The organism is Mycobacterium paragordonae (assembly GCF_003614435.1).
Classification (GTDB): Bacteria; Actinomycetota; Actinomycetes; order Mycobacteriales; family Mycobacteriaceae; genus Mycobacterium; species Mycobacterium paragordonae.
The window spans coordinates 5,308,231-5,332,105 of record NZ_CP025546.1 but is presented as its reverse complement, the minus strand read 5'-3'; the positions used below and the strand labels follow the sequence as shown (position 1 = coordinate 5,332,105).

Genomic DNA, 23,875 nt, shown 5'->3' with positions numbered 1-23,875 from the left:
CGGTCGCTCGCGGGGGGGGGGGGGGCTTCCCGCCGCGGCGGTGGCGCCTCAATAGCCGCACACCCCGTACGACCCTCACCCCACGGGATGTACGACCCCCACGGCACCGGAATTACGCGCTGTAACCGACGTTCCTTCAGCCACGGCCGAGCATCGTTGACTTCCGCAAGGAGGGACGACTCGCATGAATTTCGCGGTGCTGCCGCCGGAGATCAATTCGGCGCGGATGTATCTGGGGCCAGGGCCGGGTTCGATGCTGGCGACGGCGACGGCATGGGACGCGCTGGCCGGTGAACTCGATACCGCGGCGCGTTCCTTCGCATCGTTGACCTCTGGGCTGACGGAGGCGGTGTGGCAAGGTCCGGCGGCGGCCGCGATGGCCGGCTCGGCCGCCCCTTATCTGGGGTGGCTGTCCACTGCAGCGGCCCAAGCGCAGGGCACGGCCGGTCAGGCGCGGGCCGCCGCGTCGGCGTTCGAGGCGGCGGTGGCGGCCACGGTCCACCCGGGGATGGTGGCCGCCAATCGCAATCAGATTGTCTCCCTGATCATTTCGAATCTGTTCGGCCAGAATGCACCTGCGATCGCCGCCGCTGAGGCCACCTATGAAGACATGTGGGCTCAGGATGTGGCGGCGATGCTGGGCTACCACAGCGGGGCGTCGGCGGCGGTCGCGCAGCTTGCACCACTGCAGCAGACGCTGCCGAGCCTGCCCGGGCTGGCTCAGGTACAGGCGATGCTGGGCAACATCGGTGCTCAGAACCTGGGCGGCGGCAACCACGGCACCGGCAACGTGGGCAACGGCAACTTCGGCGACGCCAACCTCGGCAGCGGCAACTCCGGAAACGGCAACGTCGGCAACGGCAACCGCGGTGATCAGAATGTGGGCAGCGGCAACTCGGGTATCGGCAACACCGGAGCCGGAAACTCGGGCCAGGGCAACATGGGTAGCGGGAACCTCGGCAAGGGCAACCTGGGAAACGGAAACCTCGGCAGCGCCAACGTCGGCAACGGCAATCGCGGCGACGCCAACATGGGCCTGGGCAACCGCGGCAGCAACAATGTCGGGTTCGCCAACACCGGCAACCACAACTTCGGCTTCGGCAATACCGGTAACAACAACATCGGGTTCGGCCTCACCGGGGACAACCAGGTGGGCATCGGTGCACTGAACTCGGGTATCGGCAACATCGGCTTCGGCAACTCGGGCACCGGCAACATCGGCTTCTTCAACTCGGGCACCGGCAACGTCGGCATCTTCAACTCCGGCAACCACAGCTTCGGCCTGGAGAACTCGGGCAGCTTCAGCACCGGCTTCAGCAACGCGGGCCAGGGAAATACCGGTGCGCTCAACGCCGGATTCAACAACTTCGGGTTCGGGAACGCCGGCGCGAACAATATGGGCTTCGGAAACGGCGGCTCGCAGAACCTGGGTTACGGAAATGCCGGATTCCAGAACACCGGAAGCATGAACGCCGGCTCACTCAACACCGGGGATTTCAATGCCGGTGATATCAACACCGGTTGGGCCAACGCCGGCCGCAGCAATACCGGAGGCTTCGACTCGGGCAACCTCAACACGGGTTTCGGCAGTGCCATCACGCCGGTCGGGGTCAAGAACTCCGGCTTCGGCACTACCGGCCTGGACTCATCGGGGTTCTCCAACTCCGGCGGCGATACATCGGGGTTCATGAACACCGGCCTGGCGTTCGAGTCCGGGTTCGGTAATTCCGGCAACGGCAACAACGTGGGCATCAACAACCACGGAAGTTTCCTGGCGGGCATCGCAAACACCGGCTTCGACAACATCGGCATCGCCAATTCGAATGTCTTCAATTCCGGTATCGGCAACTCCGGCAACGACGATTCAGGCTTCTTCAATAAGGCCGACGCGAAGTCGGGTCTCTTCAACTAAGTCAAATATCAAAGGGGGGTTCATATGTCGTTTGTCATCGCGGCGCCCGAACAACTGCAGGGCGCGGCCGAAGATCTGGCGGGCATTCGTGCCTCGCTGACCGACGCCGCCGCTGCCGTGGCCGGCCCGACCACCGGGATCGCGGCCGCCGCTCAAGACGAGATATCGACGGCGGTCGCGTCGATGTTCGGCAGCTTCGGTGCAGAGTTCCAGGCCGTCCACACCCAGGCGCAGGCGTTCGGCGAGCGTTTCGCCAGTTCACTGGGCGTCGCCGCCGGCGCCTATGCGAGCGCCGAATCAGCTGCCTCCCAAGCGCTTTTCACAAATACGGCCGCCAATCTTCAAGCGCTGCAAAGTGCCATCACCGCGAATCCGGCGCCATTGCTTCGCCAGTTCGTCAGCAACCAGACCGGCTTCGGGCAGACGATCGCCGCAGCACTCGGCACCCCGCTCAACCTCGCAATACCCGCCGACCCGGCGGCTGTGCTGCAAACCATCGTCGATCAGCAAATCGGCTACGGCCAAACGGTTTCCACCGCGCTGAACAACGCCGCCCTGGACTTCAGCGCCAACGCGAACGCCCTGCCGGCGACGGTGCAGACCGCCGCGCAGCAGCTCGCGACGGGCGATGTGACGGGAGCGGCACGCGGCGTCGCGACCGGATTCGGAAACCTGTTCCTGACCGGCCTGGTGGCCAACCAGGACATGGAGACGATGCTGATCAACATCACCCCGACGGGCACCATCGGTGACCTGTTGCCGATTCTGGCCATCCCGGGCCAGATGGCGCAGAACTTCACCGATCTGCTCCCCGCCGGCTCGGTTCCCGCGCAGATCTCACAGCACCTCACCAACATGATCACCACCCTGACCGACACCTCGCAAACCCTGGACCTGGTCACCGGCGACCTTCATGTGGGCCTGCCGTTGGTCCTGGGACTGGAAGCCATAGGTCCGGTCGTCACCACCGTCAATGCCTTCGGCACCAGCGCGAATGCCGTGCTCGGCGCGCTGCAAACCGGCAATGTCCTGGGCGCCGGCGCGGCGCTGCTCGACGCGCCCGCCACCGTTCTGGACGGATTCCTCAATGGCCAAGCGACGCTGCCGCTTTCGGTGACGTTGGGAGAACTGACCACGACGACGAACGTCCCCCTCGGGGGCATCCTGACGCCGGCTCAGACCGCGTCGCTCACACTCGAAATCTTCGGTACGTCGGGGACAATCCCGCTGTTCGGCACTGCCTTCGGCGGCATCCTTCCGGGCCTGCTGACTTTCCTGCCCGAACAGCTCGCGGAGGCAATCGGCAGCGGGCCCGGACTGCTGCCTTGAGACGGCCTGGGATGTTGCTGGCAGTCACCTGAATTCATGACCGTGCGAGGGGACAAATGGCCAAAGTAGTTGCATACCGCTGGCTGGGGTTGGGGGTGCGATGATTTTGGATTTTGCGTGGTTGCCGCCGGAGATCAACTCGCTGCGGATTTTCAGCGGCGCCGGACCGGGTCCGCTGCATGCGGCGGCGTCGGCCTGGGACGGTCTGGCGGCGGATCTGGCCGCGTCGGCGTCGTCGTTCAATGCGGTGATCACTGGACTGACCGGAGGGCAGTGGACAGGCCCGGCATCGGCGGCGATGGCCGCTGCGGCGTTGCCGTACCAGGACTGGATGACGACGGCGGCCGGCCAGGCGGACGCGGCGGCGGGTTTGGCGCGCACGGCCGCCTCGGCGTTCGAGGGGGCGTTGACGGCGACGGTGCACCCGGCGGTGGTGGACGCCAACCGGATATCGCTGATGACGTTGATCGCGACGAACTTCCTGGGGTTCAACACGCCGGCGATCGCGGCCAATGAGTTCGATTACGCGGAGATGTGGGCGCAAGATGTCGCGGCGATGGTCGGCTATCACGGTGGTGCGACGGCGGTGGCCGCGAGTCTGACCCCGTTCGCCGCTCCGCCGGTTGATCTGGCCGGCCTGGCGGCCAATCTCGGTGCGCAGTTCACCGGCCTGGCGACCATGGCGTCGGCCGCAATCAGTCCGGCTCTGCAAGGCGTCACCGGAGCGGCTCCGGGGCTGGTGGCGGGAGTGCAGTCGGCAGCTTCGGCCTTGCCGATTCAGTCGATCGCGTCGGTGGCTCAGCTGGGCGCCATGCCGGCCAGCATGATGATCGGTCCGCTCATGCAGGCGGGACAGTCGGCCACCGCCAGCACAGCTGGATTGGCCAGTGCCACAACCGGTGTGGGCGACGCGACCAAATTCGTGGGGGACACCGCTCCGGCGATGAAAGGGCTCGGCGGAGGAGCAGGCCTGGGGGCGGGCATGTCCGGCAGCCTGGGCCAGGCGCGGATGGTGGGGGCGATGTCGGTGCCGCCGACGTGGGTGGGGTCAGCGCCGAAAGGCATGGCCAGCTCGGCGATGCACGGATTGAGCGCTACGCCCACCCCTGCTTCGATGCCGGCCGGCTCGCCCACCGGTGGCGGGATGCCGATGATGCCGATGCCGATGGGCGCCGGTGCCGGCGGTGCGGGGGCCGGCATGCCTGGCGGCATGATGGGCCGCGGCGGCGCAAGTCCGCACGTGACGCAGAACCGGCCCAGCGTGATTCCGCGCACCGGGATCGGTTAAGTCTGCGCCGCAACCACTTCGGCCGCGGCGCGCTCACCGGAGCGGATAGCACCGTCGATCCAGCCGCACATGATCGCTGAACTCTCGGTGCCGGCCCAATGCACCCGGCCGCACGGTGGGCGTAGCGCGTGGCCGTATTCGGTGAGGACACCGGTCGATGTGTGGCTGATCATGCCGCCGCCGGAATAACGTTCGAGGGACCAGTTCTGCTCGTGGTATTCCATTGGTGTGCGGGCTTTTTCGCCGAACCTGTCGATGAGTTCACCGATGATGACGGATCTGCGGTCAGACTCGCTGAGGTCGGTCAGCCGGCGGGCCGCGGGTCCCTCGGTGATGGCGCACATGATCCCCGGGCGCCCGGTGTCGGTGCACGCATCGATGGTCAGGGTGGCCGGCGTTCCGGGTGCGGCCGACTGGCCGGACAATCCGTCGGCGCGCCAGAACGGTTCGTCGTAGATGACGGACGTCTTGATGACGGCGCCGCTGGGCATGCGTTGGTTGAGAAAGGCTCGGTCCGCGGGCAGTGCGGGTTCGTAAACGATCGAACTGGCGATAGCCATCGGGATCGCCACGATCGCCCGGTAGGCGCGCACCGAGAACCCGTCTGACTGGACCGTGACTCCGTCGGTGTCCTGGATGATGGTGCGTACCGGCCGCGACAAGTGCAGTGCGTCGCCCAACTCGGCCACTATCGGCCGGTAGATCGCACCCATCCCGCCGACCGGGCGGGCATCCTGGGAGCCGCCCTTACCCGAGATGACGAACGTGGGTCCGCCAGCCGACGACATCTGCAGCAGCATCCAAAGGAACGACACCTCGGACGCCGTGGAGGTGTAGGTGCCGCCCAGCACCATGTCCAGCATCTCGCGGGCCGGCCGGGAAAGTACGTTGCGCTCGAGCCAGTCACCGATGCTCATTCGGTCCCACTCGGCGGCTTCCTCGGCCTCCCAGGGGGCTTCGCGCGGGATCGTCTTGCACATCTGCTCGATGCTCATCAGGCCCATGCCCAGGTTGGCGACCGCCCACGGACTCATGGTCCACGGCAGCTTTCCGCCGTAGCGACGCTTCTTGCCGTCGACGATCATCATGGCGTCACCGTCGTTGTGCTGCTTGTATTCCGGCACGTCGAATTCCTGCATCAACGCATAGATCCGGTCCTGGCCGGGTCCGATCCACGCCCCGCCGCGGTCGACCCACACGCCGTCGTCGCGGGTCACGGTGAAGGTCCGGCCGCCGACCCGGTCGCGGGCCTCCAGCAGCGCCACCGAATGGCCGGCCTGCTTCAAGCGCAGTGCGGCCGTCAGTCCCGCGAATCCGGCTCCGACAACGCAGTAGTCGACATCCGTCATGCCCCGCTCCTCGTTGACCCCCGTGCCACCCCAGCAGCAAGCTACACCGATCTAGGCACCGTCGACATGGGTTCCGGGATATTGACGGTTATGTAAGCGGATTTGCCTGTCGCTGAATGAAACTCAGCTTTCGGCGGCATGACCGGTGGTCACGGGCGGGTACGGGAGGTCAGTGCTCAGGTGCGGGTCGACGTGCACCGGAGAGGCCAGGTAAGGGAAGGCCCGCTGCGAGCAGGCCCGCCGGTCACAGATCCGGCACCCCGCGCCGATCGGAACCGTCGCCTCGGCGTCGGCCAGATCGATTCCCACGGAGTAGACCAACTTTTCGGCGTGGGCCACATCGCAGCCGAGTCCGACGGCAAAACTCTTGTCCGGTCCCAGGTAATGACTCGGTTCGGTGGCCGTAGTGCGGGCGACCCAGAAATAGGCGCGCCCGTCCGGCATCTGAGCCACCTGCGTCAGAAACTGACCGGGCCGCGAAAACGCGTGGTGAACAACCCACAGCGGACAGTTCCCGCCTACCCGCGAGAAGTGAAAAGCTGTGGCGGACTGTCGCTTTGATATGTTGCCGGCGCTGTCGGCGCGGACGAAGATGAACGGCACACCGCGAGCGTGGGGGCGTTGCAGCGTGGAGAGCCGATGGCAGATGGTCTCGAAGCCGACCTCGAATCGCCTTGCCAGTTGGTCGATGTCGTAGCGCGCCCGTTCGGCCGCCTCGAGAAATCGCCGGTACGGCAACAACAGTGCCCCGGCGAAGTAGTTGGCCAGACCGATGCGGGCCACGCCGCGGGCGTCGTCACTGAGTTGATCGTCGGCCGCGATGATCCCGCTGATCAACGAATCCTGCGTGAGCAGCGCGATCTGGGTTGCCAGCTGGAAAGCACGCTGCCCGGGATGCAGCCAGCGCGCTACATGCACGGTCTGGGATTCGGGACGGAAAAGCCGTTTGGTGTTGGCGCTCAGCACCTCCCCGTCGTCGAGGACGACGGTCACGCCGAGTCTGTCTCTGAGCAGCGACGCGAGTTGACCGTCGAGTCCCCCTATGCGGAGTCGGTTTTCGTCGAACAACCGCTCGGCGGCCAGGTCGAGTTCGGCAATGTAGTTCTTGCGGTCGTAGAAGAAGTCCCGGACCTCTTCGAAGGGCATCGGCTGTTGCGCCGATGCCGGCAACTCGACATTGGCGCGACCATGCAAGGCCTCCAGATCGCTGGTGGCGTCATGCAGCCGCCGGTGCAGGCTGACCAGCGTCTGACCCACCGCCGGCATCCGCGCGACGAGTTCTTCGATCTGCGCGGCGGTGGCAGGTCCCTCGGCCAGCACCTCGCTCAAATCGGAGATCAGCCGCGCATCGGACTCCGGAGCGAAGTATTGGGTGGGCAGGTCGAAACGATCGGTGAGTGTCAGCAGCACCGGGACGGTGATCGGGCGCTGGTCGTTTTCCATCTGGTTGACGTAGCTGGTCGACAGCCCCAGGGCACGTGCCAGTGCCACCTGGGTCAGCCCGTGTTCTTCGCGTAACCGCCGCAGCCGCGCACCAGCGAAGGTCTTCGCCACCCTGGACACAGTACGCCGACCGCCTTTCACAACATTTGCAAAATCCGTCGCCTCAGCACACAAAATTACGCTTTTACAGCGCATTTACCCAAACTGCGCGGCTGCGTACTGTGCGAGTTATGCGTATCCACGACGTCGGGACGCGGCGCAGCGCCGACGACTTCCCCCGCCGCGAACACCTGGCCGCCAAGTTCGCCGAGGTCGCGGTCGACCCGGTGGCCGTACCGGCGGATACCGAAGCCATGATCATCAACCGCATCATCGACAACGCTGCCGTCTCGGCGGCCTCGGTGATTAGGCGGCCGGTCGCCACCGCGCGGGCACAGGCACTCGCGCATCCCGTTGCGGCCAACGGCGCCAAAGTCTTCGGCGTCGAGGGCAGGTACTCCCCGGAGTGGGCCGCCTGGGCCAACGGCGTGGCGGTGCGCGAATTGGACTTCCACGACACGTTTCTGGCCGCCGACTATTCCCATCCCGGGGACAACATTCCGCCCTTGGTAGCGGTCGCCCAGCACCTCGGCGTCGGCGGAGCCGACCTGATCCGCGGCCTGGCCACCGCCTACGAGATCCAGATCGACCTGGTCAAGGGAATCTGCTTGCACGAGCACAAGATCGACCACGTCGCGCACCTCGGCCCGTCGGTGGCCGCCGGTCTGGGGACGATGCTGCGGCTGGATCAGGAGACCATCTACCAGGCCATCGGCCAGGCGCTGCACCTGACGACGTCCACCCGGCAGTCCCGCAAGGGCCTGATCTCGAGTTGGAAGGCGTTCGCCCCCGCCTGGGCCGGCAAGGTGGCGATCGAAGCCGTCGACCGGGCCATGCGCGGCGAAGGTGCCCCGGCACCCATCTGGGAGGGTGAGGACGGGGTGATCGCCTGGCTGCTGTCGGGTCCCGAGCACACCTACCAGGTGCCGCTGCCCGAGCCCGGCGAGCCGAAGCGCGCGATCCTGGACAGCTACACCAAAGAACACTCCGCCGAGTACCAGAGCCAGGCGCTGATCGATCTGGCCCGGCGGTTGCGGGAGCGGATCGGCGACCTCGAGCAGGTGGCGACGATCGTCTTGCACACCAGCCACCACACCCACTACGTCATCGGCACCGGGGCCAACGACCCGCAGAAGATGGACCCCGACGCGTCGCGCGAAACGCTGGACCACTCGGTCATGTACATCTTCGCGGTGGCGTTGCAGGACGGCGCGTGGCACCACGAACGGTCCTACGCGCCGGAACGTGCGCACCGGCCCGACACCGTCGACCTGTGGCACAAGATCTCCACCCGCGAAGATCCCGAATGGACCCGCCGCTACCACTCGGACGATCCGGCGGAGAAGGCGTTCGGCGCCCGCGCCGAAGTCACGCTGCGCAGCGGCGAGGTGATCGTCGACGAGATCGGTGTGGCTGATGCGCACCCGTTGGGCGCCAGGCCTTTTGAGCGCAAGCAGTACGTGTCGAAGTTCACCGAACTGGCCGCCGGTGTGATCGACGACGACGAGCAGCACCGGTTCCTGTCGGTGGTCGAGGGCCTGCCCGAACTGCCGGCCGGCGGCCTCGGCGCACTGAACCCGCTCGTCAACCCGGTGGTGCTGGACAAGGCGCCGACCATCCGGCCGGGGATCTTCGGATGAGCGGGCTCATGCACAGTGCGGTGGCGGCCTCCGACAAGCGGTCACGACTGCGCACCGCGCTGGGAAGCGGCCGCCTGCAACGTCTTCCGGGTGCTTTCTCACCGCTGGTGGCGAAGCTGGTCGCCGAACTGGGGTTCGACGGAGTGTATGTATCCGGAGCCGTGCTCTCCGCGGATCTGGGCCTGCCGGACATCGGCCTGACCACGCTGACCGAGGTCAGCGCCCGCGGCGCGCAGATCGCGAACGCCACCGACCTGCCCACCCTGATCGACGCCGACACCGGCTTCGGCGAGCCGATGAGCGCCGCGCGCACCGTCGCTGTCCTCGAAGACGCGGGACTGGCCGGGTGTCATCTGGAAGACCAGGTCAACCCGAAACGCTGCGGCCACCTCGACGGCAAGGCCGTGGTGCCGGTCGGCGAGATGGTCAAACGGCTGCGGGCCGCGGTCGCGGCGCGTCGCGACCCGAATTTCATTGTCTGCGCCCGCACTGACGCCGCCGGCATCGAAGGTGTGCCCGCGGCCATCGACCGCGCCAAGGCCTACGCGGACGCCGGCGCCGACCTGATCTTCACTGAAGCACTCTCGACCACAGCCGAATTCGAGAAATTCCGCGCCGCGGTCGATACCCCGCTGCTGGCCAACATGACCGAGTTCGGGAAGTCGCAGCTGCTGACCGCGCGCCAGCTCGCCGACATCGGCTACAACGTGGTGATCTATCCGGTGACCACGCTGCGGCTGGCGATGCACGCGGTTGAGGCCGGACTCCGTGAAATCGCGGGCACCGGAACGCAATCCGGCCTGCTGGACCGGATGCAGCACCGCAGTCGCCTGTACGAGCTGCTGCGCTACGCCGACTACAACCAATTCGATTCCGACATCTATAACTTCGCCCTCGAAGGAGTCACACCATGAGCACCATCGAAGACCAGCCGCGCATCTTCAAGGGGCTGGCCGGTGTCGTAGCCGACACCACGGCTATCTCGAAAGTGGTGCCGGAGACCAACTCGCTGACCTACCGCGGCTACCCGGTCCAGGACCTCGCCGCCCGGTGCAGCTTCGAGGAGGTGGCGTATCTGTTGTGGCACGGCGAGCTGCCGAACGACGGTCAGTTGGCCCTGTTCACGCAGCGGGAACGCGCGCACCGGCGGCTCGACCGGTCCCTGCTGTCACTGATCGCCAAGCAGCCCGACACCTGCCATCCGATGGACGTAGTGCGCACGGCGATCAGCTATCTCGGCGCCGAAGACGCCCAGGAGGACGACAGCAGCGCAGAAGCGAACTACGTCAAGTCGCTGCGGATGTACGCGGTGCTGCCGACCATCGTCGCGGCCGACATGCGCCGCCGGCGCGGCCTGGAACCCATTGCCCCGCACAGCCACATGAACTACGCGCAGAACTTCCTGCACATGTGCTTCGGGGACGTGCCGGAGAAGGTGATCGTGGATGCCTTCGAGCAGTCCATGGTGCTCTACGCCGAGCACGGCTTCAACGCCTCCACCTTCGCCGCACGCGTGGTCACGTCCACCCAGTCCGACATTTACAGCGCCGTCACGGCCGCGATCGGCGCGCTCAAGGGACCGCTGCACGGTGGCGCCAATGAGGCCGTGATGCACGACATGCTCGAGATCGGTACCGCGGACAAGGCTGCAGAGTGGTTGCAGGGCAAGATTTCCCGCAAAGAGAAGATCATGGGCTTCGGCCACCGGGTGTACAAGAACGGTGACTCGCGGGTACCGACCATGAAGAAAGCTCTGGAGCGGGTCGCGGCAGTGCGCGACGGCCAGCGTTGGCTCGACATCTACAACGTCCTCGAACAGGGCGTGGCGGCCGCCAATGGCATCAAGCCGAATCTGGACTTTCCGACCGGCCCGGCGTACTACCTGATGGGATTCGACATCGGCTGCTTCACACCGATTTTCGTGATGAGCAGAATCACCGGCTGGACCGCCCACATCATGGAACAGACCGCCTCGAATGCATTGATCCGTCCGCTCAGCGAGTATGTCGGACCGCCACAACGCGCGCTGACGTGATCACCAAGGTTCTGGTCGCCAACCGGGGCGAGATCGCCATTCGGGCGTTCCGTGCGGCCTACGAGTTGGGGATCCGCACGGTCGCGGTCTATCCCGAGGAGGACCGTAACTCCGCGCACCGTGCCAAGGCCGACGAGTCCTACCAGATCGGCGTGGCGGGCCATCCCGTGCGCGCCTATCTCGACGTCGCGGAGATCGTGTCGACAGCCCAAGCCTGCGGCGCGGACGCAATCTATCCCGGATACGGATTCCTCTCGGAGAACCCGGAACTGGCGGGAGCCTGCGCAGCAGCCGGAATCACCTTCGTCGGTCCGTCTGTCCCCGTCCTCGAACTGACCGGCAACAAGGCGCGCGCGGTCGCCGCGGCACGCGAGGCAGGTCTGCCCGTCTTGGCGTCCTCAGCGCCATCATCGTCGGTCGAGGAGCTGGTCGAGGCCGCCGCGTCCATGCAGTTCCCGGTGTTCGTCAAGGCGGTCGCCGGCGGCGGTGGCCGGGGCATGCGCCGGGTGGCCGATGCCAGGGACCTGCCCGAAGCGATCGATGCCGCAGCGCGAGAGGCGGAGTCGGCGTTCGGCGACCCGACGGTGTTTCTCGAGCAGGCCGTGCTCAACCCGCGCCACATCGAGGTGCAGATTCTGGCCGACACCCAGGGCGAAGTGATCCACCTCTACGAGCGGGACTGCAGTGTGCAGCGCCGTCACCAGAAGGTCATCGAGATCGCCCCGGCGCCGAACCTGAATCCCGCCCTGCGCGAGAAGATCTGCTCGGACGCGGTGACCTTTGCCCGGCACATCGGCTACACCTGCGCCGGTACCGTCGAGTTCCTGCTCGACGAGCGTGGCAATCACGTGTTCATCGAGATGAACCCACGGATCCAGGTGGAGCACACGGTGACCGAGGAGATCACCGATGTGGACCTGGTCTCCAGCCAGCTCCGCATCGCCGCCGGCCAAAGCCTGGGTGACCTCGGGCTGGCGCAGGAGTCGATCGCGGTGCACGGCGCGGCCGTGCAGTGCCGGATCACCACCGAGGACCCCGTCAACGGTTTCCGGCCCGACACCGGACGGATCAGCGCATACCGCACCCCGGGCGGCGCGGGCATCCGGCTGGACGACGGCACCCACCTGGGCGCCGACGTGTCGCCGCACTTCGATTCCATGCTGGTCAAATTGACCTGCCGCGGCGCCGATTTCCCGGCAGCGGTGCGCCGGGCGCGCCGCGCGGTCGCCGAGTTCCGCATCCGCGGCGTCACGACGAATACGCCGTTCCTGCAGGCGGTGCTGGACGACCCGGACTTCGTCGCGGGCCGGGCAACGACGTCGTTCATCGACGAGCGGCCGCAGTTGTTGACCGGGTACACCAGCGCCGACCGCGGCACCAAGATCCTGGACTATCTGGCCGACGTCACGGTCAACCAACCGCACGGACCCCGTCCTTCGACGGTCTACCCGCACGACAAGCTGCCGGGGCTGGATCTTTCGGCGCCGCCGGCCCCGGGTTCCAAACAGCGGCTGACGGCCCTCGGTCCGGACGGGTTCGCGCAGTGGCTGCGGGAGTCGAAGGCCGTCGGCGTCACCGACACGACGTTCCGCGACGCGCATCAATCGTTGCTGGCCACCAGGATTCGCACGACGGGCTTGGTAAAGGTGGCGCCCTACATCGCCCGGCTCACCCCGCAACTGCTGTCGGTGGAGTGCTGGGGCGGCGCGACCTACGACGTGGCGCTGCGGTTTTTGAAGGAAGATCCGTGGCAGCGGTTGGCGGAGCTCCGGGAAGCGATCCCGAACATCTGCCTGCAGATGTTGCTGCGCGGGCGCAACACGGTCGGCTACACCCCCTACCCGGAGATCGTCACCGCGGCCTTCGTCGACGAAGCCACCCGCACCGGCATCGACATCTTCCGAATCTTCGACGCACTGAACAACGTGGACTCGATGCGACCGGCCATCGACGCGGTCCGGGAGACGGGCACCGCGGTTGCCGAGGTTACGATGTCGTACACCGGCGATCTGAGCGACCCGCGCGAAAACCTTTACACCCTGGACTATTACCTGAAACTCGCCGAGCAGATCGTCACCGCGGGCGCGCATGTGCTGGCGATCAAGGACATGGCGGGCCTGTTGCGCGCACCCGCCGCCACGACGTTGGTGTCGGCACTGAAGTCCCGGTTCGACCTCCCGGTGCACGTCCACACCCACGACACCCCGGGTGGACAACTGGCGACGTATCTGGCCGCCTGGCAGGCCGGGGCTGACGCCGTCGACGGAGCGGCCGCGCCGATGGCAGGCACGACCAGCCAGCCCGCCCTGTCCTCGATCGTGGCGGCCGCCGCGCACAGCCGGTACGACACCGGGTTGTCGCTGACCGCGGTGTGCGACCTCGAGCCGTATTGGGAGGCGCTGCGAAAGGTGTACGCGCCGTTCGAATCCGGGCTGCCGGCTCCGACGGGCCGGGTGTACCACCACGAGATTCCGGGTGGCCAGCTGTCGAACCTGCGTCAGCAGGCGGTGGCGCTGGGACTCGGCGACCGGTTCGAAGACATCGAAAACGCCTATGCCGGGGCGGATTCCATCCTCGGGCATCTGGTGAAGGTGACGCCGTCGAGCAAGGTGGTCGGGGACCTGGCGCTGGCTCTGGTGGGCGCCGGTGTCACCGCGCAGGAGTTCGCCGCCGACCCGGCGCGCTTCGATGTGCCTGACTCGGTGGTCGGCTTTTTGCGGGGCGAACTCGGCGACCCGCCTGGGGGTTGGCCGGAACCCCTGCGCACCAGGGCGTTACGTGGACGCGGACCCGCCAAGTCCGAGCGGTCGCTGTCCGCCGCCGACGAGAGCGTGCTACGCACACCCGGGCCTGCCCGCCGGGCCGCGCTCAATCGGCTGCTGTTCCCCGGACCCACCGGCGAACTGCAGGCGCATCGCGAGAAGTATGGCGACACATCCCGGTTGAGCGCCAACCAATTCTTCTATGGACTGCGGTACGGAGAGGAACACCGCGTCAAGCTGGAACGCGGCGTGGAGTTGCTGATCGGCCTGGAGGCCGTCTCCGAGCCGGACGAACGCGGCATGCGCACCGTGATGTGCATCATCAACGGCCAACTGCGGCCGGTGCTGGTCCGCGACCGCAGCATGGCCGCGGAGGTGCCGACCGCCGAGAAGGCCGACCGGGCTGACCCCGGTCACATCTCCGCGCCCTTCGCCGGCGTCGTCACCGTCACCGTGGCGGTCGACGACGAGGTCGAAGACGGTCAGACCATCGGCACCATCGAAGCCATGAAAATGGAGGCAGCCGTGACCGCACCGAGGGCCGGAAAAGTCACGCGCGTGGCGGTATCCGGGACGGCTCAGGTCGAAGGTGGCGATCTGCTGGTGGTGCTGGGCGCGTGACGTTACACACCATCGCGCTGGAGCTGGTGCCACCCGACGTCGACGGCGGCACGCAGCGCGCCTTCGACGACGCGCACAAGGTGCTGCGCTACTCAGCCGAATACGGTCTACGGGATCGCCTCCGGCACGTCATGATCCCCGGCCTGATCGCCGAGGACGACGACCGGCCGGTCGCCATGCGCCCGAAACTCGATGTGCTGGAATTTTTTTCGATCCTCAAGTCCCAGCTGCCGGGGATCGGGGGCCTGTGTACCCAGGTCACCTCGTTCACCGACGAGTTGGCCTTGAGTCAGCGCCTGTCCGATCTGGTCGAGGCGGGGATGGAGGGCATCGTATTCGTCGGGGTGCCCCGCACCATGACCGACGGTGCGGGCACCGGCATCGCACCGACCGACGCGCTGTCGATGTACCGGATGTTGGTGGAGAACCGGGGTGTGATCGTGATCCCGACCCGCGAGGGCGAGCAGGGCCGGCTGAACTTCAAGTGTGACCAGGGCGCCACCTACGGCATGACCCAGCTGCTGTACTCCGACGCGATCGTGCGATTTCTGACCGACTTCGCCGAGGCGACCGACCACCGGCCCGAGATCCTGCTCTCGTTCGGCTTCGTCCCGAAGATGGAAACCGGCACCGGACTTATCAATTGGCTGATCCAGGACCCCGGGAACGCGGCCGTGGCCGAAGAACAGGCATTCGTCAGGAAACTGGCAGGCAGTGAGCGCGGAGTGAAGCGCCGGATGCTGGTCGACCTGTACAAGCGCGTCATCGACGGCGTCGTCGACCTCGGTTTTTCGCTGAGCGTCCACCTGGAGGCCACCTACGGCGTGTCCGGGCCGGCGTTCGAGGCCTTCGCGGAGATGCTCGACTACTGGGCGCCCGAGCAGCCCGTCGGCGGGCCGATGAGACCATAGCGGGCGGTGAACACAACGACGATTCCCCAGAAGGTCACCCGATGCCTGGTCTGCTGATAGCGGGCACGACCAGCGACGCCGGCAAGACCACCGTCACGGCCGGGTTGTGCCGCGCGCTGGCCCGACGTGGTGTTCGGGTGGCGCCGTTCAAGGCGCAGAACATGTCCAACAACTCGATGGTGTGTGCGGGCCCGGACGGCGGGGGAGCGGAAATCGGCCGGGCGCAATGGGTGCAGGCGCTCGCTGCCGGGGCCACACCGGAGCCCGCCATGAACCCGGTCCTGCTCAAGCCATCCGGCGATCAACGCAGCCACGTGGTGCTGATGGGCAGACCGTGGGGCGAGGTCGCGTCGTCGGACTGGCTGGAGGGCCGGCGCGCCCTGGGCGAGGCGGCGCACCACGCCTTCGACGACCTCGCCACCCGGTACGACGTCATCATCGCCGAGGGTGCCGGCAGCCCGGCCGAAATCAACTTGCGCGCAGGCGATTACGTCAACATGGGTCTCGCGCGTCATGCGGATCTGCCGACCGTGGTCGTCGGTGACATAGACCGCGGCGGCGTGTTCGCGGCGTTCCTGGGCACCGTCGCGCTGTTGTCCGCCCAGGACCAGGCTTTGGTGGCGGGGTTCGTGGTGAACAAGTTCCGCGGCGATCTCGACCTGCTGACGCCGGGTCTGCGCGATCTGGAACGGGTCACCGGGCGACGGGTGTACGGCACCCTGCCGTGGCATCCCGACCTGTGGCTGGACTCCGAGGACGCGCTCGATTTGGACGGCCGACGGGCGGCCGGCACCGGGGCGCGCCGGGTGGCCGTCGTGCGGTTGCCCCGCATCAGTAATTTCACCGACGTCGACGCGCTGGGTTTGGAGCCCGATCTGGATGTGGTGTTTGTTTCCGAGCCCCGCGCTCTGAGCGACGCCGACCTGATCGTGCTGCCCGGCACCCGGGCCACGATCGCCGACCTCGCCTGGCTGCGCGCCAGGGGTCTGGATCGCGCGGTGCTCACCCACGCCGCCGCGGGAAAGCCGTTGCTCGGTATCTGCGGCGGATTTCAGATGCTGGGCCGCACGATTCGCGATCCGCACGGCGTCGAAGGGCCGGCGGCCGAGGTCGAGGGCCTGGGGTTGCTCGACGTGGAGACGGTCTTCGGCACCGACAAAGTTCTCCGACTTCCGCGGGGAGCGGGACTCGGCGTGCCGGCATCGGGATACGAGATTCATCACGGCAGGATCGCCCGCGGCCACGCGGGGCAGGAGTTCCTCGGTGGCGTCCGTGACGGGCAGGTGTTCGGCACCATGTGGCACGGCTCGCTAGAAGGCGACGCGCTGCGCCGGGCGTTCCTGCACGAGACGCTCGGCCTCACAACATCCGGCGTGAGTTTCCCGGTCGCACGCGAGCGGCGTCTGGATCTTCTCGGCGATCTGGTCGAACAGTGCCTGGACATCGACGCGTTACTCGACCTGGCCCGACGTGGGTGCCCGCCGGGCCTGCCGTTCCTGGCGCCCGGCGCGCCGTGAGGATCGCCTAGCCCGGTCCGCCGTACTGCCACACCAGGCTGTGGCTGCCCGTCATGGTCGGGTTGCACCACATCGTCTTGCCCTCGGCGTCCTGGGTGGTCGCGTGCAGCACCGTGCACGCATCACCCGGGGACGGCGCTTGCGCCTGCGCGGGACCGCTGCCCACGACGAATGCGATTGGTACGGCGGCCCCGACGACCGCTCTTTTCAGGTATCGGGCTCCACGCATGCTCCCCACTCCCTTCGACACCTCCACCTCACGTTATCGCCGGCAGCAGCGGCGGAACAAGGATTCGGTGCGGCGGGCTGGGCAGATAGCTAGAACACGTTCTAATCTGTGGAACCATGGGATTTCTCAAGCCCCAACTGCCCGAGGTCGACATCGCCGAATGGAGCAAGGGCACCCGCAGCGAGAAGATCCGACCGATGGCCCGGCACTGGGCCGAGGTGGGCTTCGGGACGCCGGTGGTCATGCACCTGTTCTACGTCGTCAAGATCCTGCTCTACGTCCTGTTTGCGTGGCTGATTGTTCTGAGCACCAAAGGTATTGACGGGTTCACCAATGTCCGGGCCTGGTACGCCGAGCCGATCGTCTTCGAGAAGGTCGTGCTGTACACGATGTTGTTCGAAGTGGTCGGGCTGGGCTGCGGCTTCGGGCCGCTGAACAACCGGTTCTTCCCGCCGATGGGCTCGATCCTGTACTGGCTGCGGTTCGGCACCATCCGGCTGCCACCCTGGCCGGATCGAGTCCCGCTTACCTTCGGCACCAAGCGCAAGCCGGTGGACGTCGCGCTCTATGCCCTGCTACTGGTGCTGCTGGTGACGGCGCTGTTCACCGATGGCACCGGGCCGATACCGGCGCTCGGCACCAAGGTCGGACTGTTGCCGATGTGGGAGATCGTGGCGATCCTGCTGGTACTCGGCGCCGCGGGACTGCGGGACAAGGTGATCTTCCTGGCCGCCCGCGGTGAGGTGTACGGCTCGCTGACCGTCACGTTCCTGTTCGGCGGAGTCGACATGATCGTCGCGGCCAAACTGGTGTTCCTGGTTATCTGGATGGGCGCAGCGACATCCAAACTGAACAAACACTTTCCGTTCGTGATCTCGACGATGATGTCCAACAATCCGCTGTTCCGGCCGCGGTTCATCAAACGGATGTTCTTCGAGAAATTCCCCGACGACCTGCGACCCGGCATCTTGTCGCGAATGTTCGCCCATGTCAGCACCTTTATCGAGATGTTCGTGCCGCTGGCGCTGTTCTTCTCCCACGGCGGCTGGCCCACCACCGTCGCCGCGATCGTCATGGTGTGCTTCCATCTGGGCATCCTGACCGCGATCCCGATGGGGGTGCCGCTGGAGTGGAACGTGTTCATGATCTTCGGCGTGTTCGCGCTATTCGTAGGGCATGCCCAGCTGGGCATCAGCGACGTCAAACACCCTGCGCCGGTAGCCATTCTGTTCACCGCGCTGGTGGGCACCGTGATCCTGGGCAACATGTTCCCGCGCAAGATCTCCTTCCTGCCCGGCATGCGCTACTACGCCGGCAACTGGGACACCACGCTGTGGTGCATCAAGCCGTCGGCGAGCGAGAAGATCGCCCGGGGCATCGTGGCGATCGCCAGCATGCCGCAGGCCCAGCTGGAGCGGTTCTACGGCAAGGACCGCGCCCAGATCCCGATGTATCTCGGATATGCGTTCCGCGCCATGAACACTCACGGCCGGGCGTTGTTCACGCTGGCGCATCGCGCCATGGCCGGGCAGAACGAGGACGAGTACGTCATCACCGACGGAGAACGCATCTGCAGCACCGCAATCGGCTGGAACTTCGGTGACGGCCACATGCACAACGAGCAACTGATCGCCGCAATGCAACGGCGCTGCCGATTCGAGCCGGGGGAGGTGCGCGTGGTGTTGCTGGATGCCCAGCCGATCCACCGGCAGACCCAGCGGTACCGGTTAGTCGATGCCGCCACAGGTGAATTCGAGCACGGCTACGTCCGGGTAGCCGACATGGTGACCCGGCAGCCCTGGGCCGACGACCTCCCCGTCGTGGTGGAGTCGAGCTAGGGCGCGAGCAGACGCAAAATCGCACATTCCGGCGCACCGGAACGCGATTTTGCGTCTGCTCGCGAGTGGGCGTGCCCCCGGAGGAGCTACGCCTCGGCGCGCACCTGCTGCGCAGCGGCCACCATGTTCCGCAGTGACGCGGTCACCTCGTCGACGTTCCGGGTCTTCAGCCCGCAGTCCGGATTCACCCAAAGCCGTTCAGCAGGAACGGCTTTCACTGCAGCCCGCAGCGACCTCGCCATCTCGTCGGTGCTCGGCACCCGCGGCGAGTGGATGTCGTAGACACCCGGGCCCACGCTGTTCGAGAAGCCGATCGCATTCAGGTCGTCGAGCACCTCCATGTGCGAGCGTGCCGCCTCGATGGACGTGACGTCGGCGTCCAGGTCGGCGATCGCGCCGATCACCTCCCCGAACTCCGAGTAGCACAGATGAGTGTGAATCTGGGTCGAGTCGTCGACACCGGAAGTGGCCAACCGGAAAGACCCGACGGCCCACGAGAGGTACTCGTCCTGGTCGGCGCGGCGCAACGGCAGCAGCTCCCGCAGCGCCGGCTCGTCGACCTGGATCACCGCGATACCCGCGGACTGCAGGTCCACTGTCTCGTCCCGGATCGCCAGCGCCACCTGGTTGGCAGTGTCGGCCAACGGCTGATCGTCGCGGACGAACGACCACGCCAGGATCGTGACCGGCCCGGTCAGCATGCCCTTGACCGGCTTGTCGGTGAGCGACTGCGCGTAGGTGATCCAGTCGACCGTCATCGGGTGGGTACGCACCACATCGCCGAACAGGATCGGCGGACGCACACAGCGGCTGCCGTAGGACTGCACCCACCCGTTGTCAGTGGCGAAGAAGCCTTCCAGCTGTTCGGCGAAGTACTGGACCATGTCGTTGCGCTCCGGCTCGCCGTGCACCAGCACGTCGATGCCGAGTTGCTCCTGCAGCGCGATGACGTCGGCAATCTCCTTCTTCATCCGCCGCTCGTACTCGGCCTGGTCGATCTCACCAGAGCGCAAGGCGGCCCGCGCGATGCGGATCGCCGAGGTCTGCGGGTAGGAACCGATCGTCGTGGTCGGCAGCACCGGCAGCTGCAACCGCGCGTCCTGGCTGGCGCGACGCTCGGCGGGGTCGCCGCGGTGGACGCCGGACGCGACGATCGACTGGATGCGGGCCCGGAGCTCGTCATTGTGCAGCCGTGCGTCTTTCCGGCGCGAGGCCACGGCCGCGTTGGAGGCCGCGATCTCGTCGGCCACCGCCTCGCGGCCGTCCCGCAGCGCCCGGGCCAGCACCACCACCTCGCGCACCTTCTCCGCCCCGAACGCCAGCCAGCTGCGCAGGTTGTCGTCCAGATCGGTCTCCGGCTCCAGCGAGTACGGCACGTGCAAAGTGGAGCACGACGTCGAAACAGCTACGGCCCCAGCGGGTCCCAGCAGGGTGGCCAGCTTGCCCAACGCCGCCTGCAGGTCGGTGCGCCAGATGTTGCGGCCGTCGACGATCCCGGCCACCAATGTCTTGCCGGCCAGTTCGGCAACGGCCGCCACCGCCGTGTCGGGGCCGTAGACCAGGTCGACGCCGATCGCTTCGACCGGGGTGCGGGCCAGCCCCGCCAATGCCGCGCCGGGGTCGCCGAAGTAGGTGGCGACGTGGATGGCGGGCCGGTTGGCCACCGCCCCCAGCGTGTTGTAGACGGCCTCGGCCAGCGCGGGCGCATCGGGGGAGATGTCGGTGACCAACGCCGGCTCGTCGAACTGCACCCACTGCGCACCGTTGTCGGCCAGCAGTGACAACAGCTCGGAATAGACCGGCATCAGCTCCTGCAGCCGCTCGATCGGTGCGCCCGCTCCGTCCACCGCCTTGCTCAGCAGCAGGAAGGTGACCGGCCCGATAATCACCGGACGCGCCGGAATGCCTTGTTCCTGAGCCTCTTTCAGCTCGAAGAGCACCTTTTCAGGGTGCAGCGAAAACTGGGTCGACGGTCCGATCTCGGGAACCAGGTAGTGGTAGTTGGTGTCGAACCACTTCGTCATCTCCAGCGGGGCGACCTCGTCGTTGCCGCGCGCGGCCGCGAAGTAGCGGTCCAGATCGTCGGAGATCCCGGCGACCCGGGCCGGCAGCGCGCCGAGCAACACCGAGGTGTCCAGCATCTGGTCGTAGTACGAGAAGGTGTTGACCGGCACCGAGTCCAGGCCGGCGGCGGCCAATGCCGACCAGGTGTCGCGGCGCAGGTTGGCGGCGACGGACTCCAGGTCGGAGCGGCTGGTTCGGCCTGCCCAGTAACCCTCGGTCGCGCGCTTGAGTTCGCGGCGCGGGCCGATCCGGGGGGAACCGGTGATGGTGGCGGTGAATTTCGGAGAACTAGCTGAAGCGGTCACGAGCGGTCCTTCATTCGACGGTATGGACACCGCCCGCGGACGCGCAGCCGACAGTCGGGGCGATGCGCATGTGCTCTCTGGAGCCCGCGTACCACCACGGCTGGCTGGCCAAACGCCCATTCCACGAGGCGATGTGCCGCCGGGCGCGGCGCGCCCGACACAACTGGCAGGTCTTCGGACTCACAGGCGCGCACCGGAAGGTGCTCCCGCCCGGTCGACGATGCGGCCCGGAAGGGGCCGCTGAAGAGCCGGGCAGGTTTCCTACTGGCCGTCGCTTCCCAGTCCGGTGCGGACCAGTGCATGTGACGGCGGTCGTTCCTGCATACCGCTGCGGGACAGTCCCGGATTCTCACCGGGTTCCCTCTCGCGAGGCTTGGAGGCCTCGCTCGATGCCGGCGCCACGAGGGCACCGGCAGACCAGTTGCGAGGACAAGGCTACTCCGCGGGCAGTAATCGGTTACGGCACGGGCGCCACTGCGTCCGCGATCGGCACATCCCCGTTGTTGAAGTCGATCGTGCGCCGGATCGTCGCGTCGTCGGCAAGAGTGGCCGCGACGACGGCCGCCACATCTTCCCGCGAGACCTCACCCTTGGCTTTGCCCACCGCGATGTGTCCGGTGCCCGGGTCGAGGGTGAGCCGACCCGGGCCCAGCACGGTCCAATCGAGTTCACTGGCGCGCAGGTGGGCGTCCGCCGCGGCCTTGGCCTCGGCGTACGGGAAAAACGAATTCTCCGGCGACACGCCGTGTCCGGGGCCCGCGCCGAAGTACGACACCATCACGAACCGCTTGACCCCGGCCTGAGCCGCGGCGTCGATCACGCGGATCGCGGCGTCCCGATCCACGGCGTACGTTCGTGCCGGGTCACCGCCGCCGGCCCCGGCGGTGAAGACGACCGCGTCGTGCCCGGCCAGCAGGTCGGCCAGGGCGTCGGTGTCGAGTTGCTCGATGTCGGCGGTGATCGGCGTGGCGCCGGTGGCCGCGACCTCATCGGCGTGGTCGGGGTTGCGGAAGACCGAGCTGACCTGGTCACCACGCCCGGTCAGGATTCTGGCCAGATACAGCGCGACCTTGCCGTGGCCGCCGATGACAATGATGTGCGCCATGAGTTCCTAGGCTACTTGCGCTACTCGACGGCGCGAACCGCCGCACCACGCAGGACGGTGTCACGAGCCAGGATGAGCGACGATCGGGTGCCCACCGCGCGCAGGATGTTCTCCGGTATCCACTGCATGCCGATGATGCTGCGGGCCAGCATGGTGATGCTGGGCGCGTCGATACGTATCTCGGAGGACCGGATGCCTTCAGAGAGGAGCGATTTCATCTGACGCAGGCGAGTGGTGTACAGCCAGCCCGGGTTGGCGGTGTTCGGGGGCGACTGACGCATCCAGGCGAGCTGAATGCGGAATTCGTCCGAGAACTGGTCCAGCGCATTGACGTTGACCCAACTCAGTGCGTCCAGCTTCTCGATCGGGGTTGCCGCACAACGCAGTACGTCCACCCAGCCGGCTTCGACCTTCTGGCCGAAGGAACGCATGATCGAAGCCAGCAGTTCGTCTTTAGACCCGATGACGCGATACACGGTGCCCGTGCCCAGGCCCGCCGCCGACGCGATATCCCTGATCGTGGTGACTTCATATCCCTTGCGGCCGAACTCCGCTCGGGCCACCGCCCGCAGATGCGCCGCCTTGTCGCTGGGATCGGCTTCGCTGTCGTCGGCCCAGGACGCAATGACATCGCCCGCCGCGGCGAACGCCTTGGACCGGTCCAGCGCTTCGTCGCTGGGCGGCTGGGATGCCAACCCCTGCAATATGATCCGGCACATCAGGGTAGCCACCTGGTCGGCGGAGGAGTTGTGCCGAATGACGTCGAGCCCGACCTGCAGCATGGTCTGGCAGATCCGGTCGGCCAGCGTGGGCAGATCGATGTCGGCCTTGATGTAGCCGCTCCACCGCGCCGCGCGCAGCGTTTGCAGCATCGCCTCCTCAATCGCGGTGGGGCGCTGCTGCGTCAGCTTCATCAGCTCCGGATCAGCGCTCGGGCCCTCGTAGAAGGACATCTGCAGGGCGGCCCGATGCCGCACCGCGCAATTGGCGATCGCCGATCCCAGTTCGATGATCTGCTCGGCAGGAGGACGCGAGTCCGGCTCGTCCAGCTTCGCCTGGGCGCTCTCCCCGATGCGGGCCAGGTCGGCCTGGTAGCGACGGATGAGTTCGACGAGGATCGCCTCTTTGGACTCGAAATGGTGGTAGAGGCTGCCCGGGAGAATGCCTGCGGCGTCGGCGATCTCCTGCAGCGACGTCCGCAGGCCCGACGAGGCGATCAGCGACGCCGCCGTCTCGAGGATTTCGGCGCGCCGCGTGCCGGCCTCGGTGGCGCTGTCGGTCATGGCCCGCTCGGGGCGGAGGACCGCGGTGCCGGCAGCGTGCGCAAGTCGTCCTCCTGCTGAACCAAATCTTTGGTAGAGGCTATCAGACCCGCGGCGCCAAACGCGCTGCTGAGGAACCCGGAAGGGGGTGTGGACCACATCCTAG

General features: G+C 66.9%; 16 protein-coding genes and 1 riboswitch. Of the genes, 10 read left to right on the top strand and 6 right to left on the bottom strand.

Annotation, left to right across the window (positions count from 1 at the left end):
• The first annotated feature begins 184 nt into the window (after window positions 1–184).
• The 3 genes from C0J29_RS23790 to C0J29_RS23780 all read left to right on the top strand — a co-directional run bounded on the left by C0J29_RS23790 (window position 185) and on the right by C0J29_RS23780 (window position 4,529).
• Window positions 185–1,912, top strand: a complete 1,728-nt coding sequence (locus tag C0J29_RS23790) for a PPE family protein (protein WP_120793745.1) — start codon at window positions 185–187, stop codon at window positions 1,910–1,912.
• Window positions 1,913–1,936: 24 nt separating this feature from the next.
• The gene (locus C0J29_RS23785; RefSeq protein ID WP_120793744.1) at window positions 1,937–3,241 is read left to right on the top strand and encodes a PE family protein; all 1,305 of its coding nucleotides are present in this window, start codon (window positions 1,937–1,939) and stop codon (window positions 3,239–3,241) included.
• A gap of 100 nt (window positions 3,242–3,341) precedes the next feature.
• Entirely contained in the window at window positions 3,342–4,529 is a 1,188-nt protein-coding gene (locus tag C0J29_RS23780) for a PPE family protein (RefSeq protein WP_120793743.1), read from the top strand.
• Here the strand turns inward: C0J29_RS23780 and C0J29_RS23775 are convergent.
• Together C0J29_RS23775 and C0J29_RS23770 are read right to left on the bottom strand one after the other, a co-directional pair.
• On the bottom strand, window positions 4,526–5,878 hold the full coding sequence (locus tag C0J29_RS23775) for a flavin monoamine oxidase family protein (protein ID WP_120793742.1): 1,353 nt from the start codon (window positions 5,876–5,878) through the stop codon (window positions 4,526–4,528). The two genes, C0J29_RS23780 and C0J29_RS23775, sit on opposite strands and share 4 nt — an antisense overlap.
• A 123-nt stretch (window positions 5,879–6,001) precedes the next feature.
• Window positions 6,002–7,441: a short-chain fatty acyl-CoA regulator family protein gene (locus C0J29_RS23770; RefSeq protein ID WP_120793741.1), complete on the bottom strand. Its 1,440-nt coding sequence runs from the start codon at window positions 7,439–7,441 to the stop codon at window positions 6,002–6,004.
• 110 nt (window positions 7,442–7,551) lie between these two features.
• Between C0J29_RS23770 and prpD the strand changes: the two genes are divergently transcribed.
• The 6 genes from prpD to C0J29_RS23740 are packed head-to-tail and all read left to right on the top strand — an operon-like array spanning window position 7,552 to window position 16,906.
• Window positions 7,552–9,060 (top strand): 2-methylcitrate dehydratase PrpD, encoded by a 1,509-nt coding sequence (gene prpD, locus C0J29_RS23765; RefSeq protein ID WP_174814863.1) that lies wholly within the window; start codon window positions 7,552–7,554, stop codon window positions 9,058–9,060.
• Window positions 9,057–9,974, top strand: a complete 918-nt coding sequence (prpB, locus tag C0J29_RS23760; protein WP_120793739.1) for a methylisocitrate lyase — start codon at window positions 9,057–9,059, stop codon at window positions 9,972–9,974. Before prpD ends, prpB begins: the two co-directional genes overlap by 4 nt.
• Window positions 9,971–11,095 carry a bifunctional 2-methylcitrate synthase/citrate synthase gene (locus tag C0J29_RS23755; RefSeq protein WP_120793738.1) on the top strand — a complete coding sequence of 375 codons (1,125 nt, stop codon included), beginning with the start codon at window positions 9,971–9,973 and terminating at the stop codon, window positions 11,093–11,095. Before prpB ends, C0J29_RS23755 begins: the two co-directional genes overlap by 4 nt.
• On the top strand, window positions 11,092–14,478 hold the full coding sequence (locus C0J29_RS23750) for a pyruvate carboxylase (protein WP_120793737.1): 3,387 nt from the start codon (window positions 11,092–11,094) through the stop codon (window positions 14,476–14,478). The genes C0J29_RS23755 and C0J29_RS23750 overlap by 4 nt, the downstream gene beginning before the upstream one ends.
• Window positions 14,475–15,389 carry a mycobacterial-type methylenetetrahydrofolate reductase gene (locus C0J29_RS23745; RefSeq protein WP_120793736.1) on the top strand — a complete coding sequence of 305 codons (915 nt, stop codon included), beginning with the start codon at window positions 14,475–14,477 and terminating at the stop codon, window positions 15,387–15,389. Before C0J29_RS23750 ends, C0J29_RS23745 begins: the two co-directional genes overlap by 4 nt.
• A gap of 41 nt (window positions 15,390–15,430) precedes the next feature.
• Window positions 15,431–16,906, top strand: coding sequence for a cobyric acid synthase (locus C0J29_RS23740; protein ID WP_065049962.1), 1,476 nt, complete (start codon window positions 15,431–15,433; stop codon window positions 16,904–16,906).
• Between the two features lie 7 nt (window positions 16,907–16,913).
• Here the strand turns inward: C0J29_RS23740 and C0J29_RS32960 are convergent, their stop codons facing one another.
• Window positions 16,914–17,135 (bottom strand): hypothetical protein, encoded by a 222-nt coding sequence (locus C0J29_RS32960; RefSeq protein ID WP_133435708.1) that lies wholly within the window; start codon window positions 17,133–17,135, stop codon window positions 16,914–16,916.
• A 116-nt stretch (window positions 17,136–17,251) separates the two neighbouring features.
• On the opposite strand from C0J29_RS32960, the gene C0J29_RS23735 reads away from it, so the two are divergent.
• On the top strand, window positions 17,252–18,973 hold the full coding sequence (locus tag C0J29_RS23735; protein WP_065049964.1) for a DUF3556 domain-containing protein: 1,722 nt from the start codon (window positions 17,252–17,254) through the stop codon (window positions 18,971–18,973).
• Between the two features lie 86 nt (window positions 18,974–19,059).
• Here C0J29_RS23735 and metE read toward each other — a convergent pair whose 3' ends face one another.
• From metE to C0J29_RS23720, 3 genes are all read right to left on the bottom strand, one after another.
• Entirely contained in the window at window positions 19,060–21,342 is a 2,283-nt protein-coding gene (metE, locus tag C0J29_RS23730) for a 5-methyltetrahydropteroyltriglutamate--homocysteine S-methyltransferase (protein WP_242460530.1), read from the bottom strand.
• 157 nt (window positions 21,343–21,499) lie between these two features.
• Window positions 21,500–21,769: riboswitch (cobalamin riboswitch) on the bottom strand.
• 30 nt (window positions 21,770–21,799) lie between these two features.
• Window positions 21,800–22,447: an SDR family oxidoreductase gene (locus tag C0J29_RS23725; protein ID WP_120793734.1), complete on the bottom strand. Its 648-nt coding sequence runs from the start codon at window positions 22,445–22,447 to the stop codon at window positions 21,800–21,802.
• A 20-nt stretch (window positions 22,448–22,467) separates the two neighbouring features.
• A complete protein-coding gene (locus tag C0J29_RS23720; protein ID WP_065049972.1) occupies window positions 22,468–23,730 on the bottom strand; it encodes a TetR/AcrR family transcriptional regulator in 1,263 nt (420 codons plus the stop codon).
• Window positions 23,731–23,875 lie beyond the last annotated feature (145 nt).